The sequence below is a fragment of the uncultured Brevundimonas sp. genome (assembly GCF_937870815.1).
In the GTDB taxonomy this organism is placed as follows: domain Bacteria; phylum Pseudomonadota; class Alphaproteobacteria; order Caulobacterales; family Caulobacteraceae; genus Brevundimonas.
The window spans coordinates 1-2,746 of the sequence record NZ_CALMZS010000063.1 but is presented as its reverse complement, the minus strand read 5'-3'; the positions used below and the strand labels follow the sequence as shown (position 1 = coordinate 2,746).

Annotated in this window: 2 protein-coding genes; both read right to left on the bottom strand. The window is 71.5% G+C overall.

Features of this window, described 5'->3' with window-relative positions; translation table 11 throughout:
- The coding region (locus Q0588_RS03945) for a putative PEP-binding protein (protein ID WP_298743975.1) at positions 1-1,877 on the bottom strand (1,877 nt) is incomplete at its 3' end.
- A gap of 50 nt (positions 1,878-1,927) precedes the next feature.
- The coding region (locus Q0588_RS03940; protein ID WP_298743973.1) for an aspartate kinase at positions 1,928-2,746 on the bottom strand (819 nt) is incomplete at its 5' end.

The window sequence follows — 2,746 nt, the reverse complement described above, 5'->3', positions numbered from 1 at the left end:
GTCAGCGGCAGCAGGGCGTCGAGGTGCCACAGCAGCGACGGGCATTCGATCATCGCCCCGACCCGCAGCAGGGCCGGCAGCGCCCGCCCCCGGCGCCGGGCCCAGGCGCATTCGACATCGACCAGTTCACGCGCGGCGCGGAACTCGTCGACGGTGGCGATCATCGGGAACATGACGCGCAGCTCACGCCCCGCCGCGGCGGTCAGCAGGGCCCGCAACTGGAGCCGCAGCAGGCCGGGCCGGTCGAGGCCGAGGCGGATGGCGCGGCGGCCCAGGGCGGGGTTCTCCTCCCGCTCGGTCACCAGATAGGGCAGGACCTTGTCGCCGCCGATGTCGAGGGTGCGGAAGGTGACCGGCCGGTCGCCCGCCGTGTCCAGCACCAGCCTGTACAGCGCCGCCTGGCTGTCGAGGCGCGGCAGCTCCTCGGAGACCATGAACTGGAATTCGGTGCGGAACAGGCCGATGCCCTCGGCCCCGGTGGCGTCGAGATTCTCCAGATCGACGGCGAGGCCGGCGTTGGTCAGGAGGGTGATCCGGGTTCCGTCGAGGGTGACGGCGGCGACGTCGCGCAGCCGGGCGAACTCGGCCTGGCGTTCGCCGCGGACCTCCATGCGCGACCGCACCGCCGCCAGCATGTCCGGACGCGGCCGCAGATAGGCCTCGCCGGTCTCGCCGTCGACGATGACGAGATCGCCCTCGGACAGCCGGTCGCGCAGCCCCATCAGGCGTCCGACGCAGGGAATCTGCAGGGCCCGGGCGACGATGGCGGCGTGGCTGGCGGCCGAGCCCTCCTCGAGCAGCAGGCCCCTGATCTTGTGGCGCGGATATTCCAGCAGGTCGGCCGGACCGAGGTTGCGGGCCACCAGGATGGCGTCGTCGGGCAGGTCGCGCTCGCCCGGCCGGTCGCCGGCGAGCACCCGCAGCAGCCGGTTGGCGAGATCCTCGAAGTCGTGCAGCCGCTCGCGGATATAGGGGTCGCGCGCGGTCGCGAAGCGGGCCCGGTGCTCGTTCCTGACCCGGTCGACGGCGGCCTCGGCGGTCAGGCCGGTGCGCACGGCCTCCTCCAGCGACCGGTTCCAGCCCCGGTCGTCGGCGAACATGCGGTAGGTCTCCAGCACCTCGAAGGACTGGCCGGCCAGCTTGCCGGCGCCGCCCTCCAGCATGGAGTCGATATTGGCCTTCAGCCCGACCAGGGCCTCGCGGAGGCGGGCCTCCTCGGCCTGGGGATCCTCGGCCAGCAGGTTCTCCGGCGGCACCGGGGCCTCGTGCAGGACGACATGGCCGAACGCCAGGCCCTCGGCGAACCTCTGGCCCTTCAATCGCTCCGGGCGGTGGGGCGCGACCTCGATGTCGCGCAGCTCGTCCTGGGCCAGCAGCTCGCCCGAGGCCACGGTCTCGGCCAGCACCATGGCGATGGTCTGGATGTCCTCGACCTCTTCCTCGTCATAACGGCGCTCGGACCGGTTCTGGACCACGAGCACGCCGATGGCGCGGCCGCCGCGCAGCAGCGGGGCGCCGAGGAAGGCGTGGTAGGGATCCTCGCCCGTCTCCGGACGGTAGGCGAAGCTCGGGTGGGACGGGGCGTCCGACAGGCTGATGGGCTCGGCGGTGCGCGCCACCTCGCCGACGAGGCCCTCGCCGGGCCGCAGCCGGGTGTTGTGGACGGCCTCGGGTTTCAGGCCCTGGGTGGCGAACAGCTCCAGTTCGCCCGAGGCGCGCCGCAGGTAGATCGAGCAGACCTCGGCGACCATCGACTGGGCGACGATGCGGACCACGGTGTCGAGCCGCTCCTGCGCGGGCGCCGCCCCCGCCATAGCCTCGCGGATCTGGCGAAGGAGGTTTCGCGGCCCCCTCGTCGTCAATCCGCCCACCGGCATGGCCCCTCCCACAGATCGGCGCCGCAGGCCGGCGCCGCCAGACTTCGATTCTAGACCGCTTCCAGGCCGTAGGCGGCATGAAGCGCACGAACGGCCAGTTCCGCATAGGCCGCGTCGATCAATACGCTGATCTTGATTTCCGAGGTCGAGATGGCCTGGAATTTCACGCCCTTGTCAGCGAGGGCCCGGAACATGGTCTGGGCCACGCCGGCGTGGCTGCGCATGCCGACCCCGATGACCGACACCTTGGCCACGTCCTCATCGATGCGCAGCTCCTCGAAGCCGATCTCGTCCTGGGCCGCCCGCATCAGCTCGGCCGCCCGCGGGGCGTCGCGCCGGCCGGTGGTGAAGGTCAGGTTGACCGCCCCCTCGCTGCGGGCCTGGCTCTGCACGATCATGTCCACGTTGACGTTGGCCTCGGCCAGCCGGGTGAACACGTCGGCCGGGGCGTCGACCCGGTCCGACAGCCCCAGCAGGGTGAGGCGGGCCTCGTCGCGACTCATGGTCACGCCGGATACGATGCGTTTCTCCACGATTTCCTCCTCGTCGCAGATCAGGGTGCCGGACAGGGCGGGCAGGACGCCGTTCTCGTCGGGTTCGATAAAGCTGGACAGGACCCGCACGGGGACCTGTTTGGCCATGGCCAGCTCCACCGAGCGGGTCTGCAGCACCTTGGCGCCGAGCGAGGCCATCTCCAGCATCTCCTCATAGGAGACCTTTTCGAGGCGCCGGGCCCGCGATTCGATGCGCGGGTCGGTGGTATAGACCCCGTCGACGTCGGTGTAGATGTCGCACGGGCACTCCAGCGCCGCCGCCACCGCCACCGCCGAGGTGTCCGAGCCGCCCCGCCCCAGGGTGGTGATCCGCCC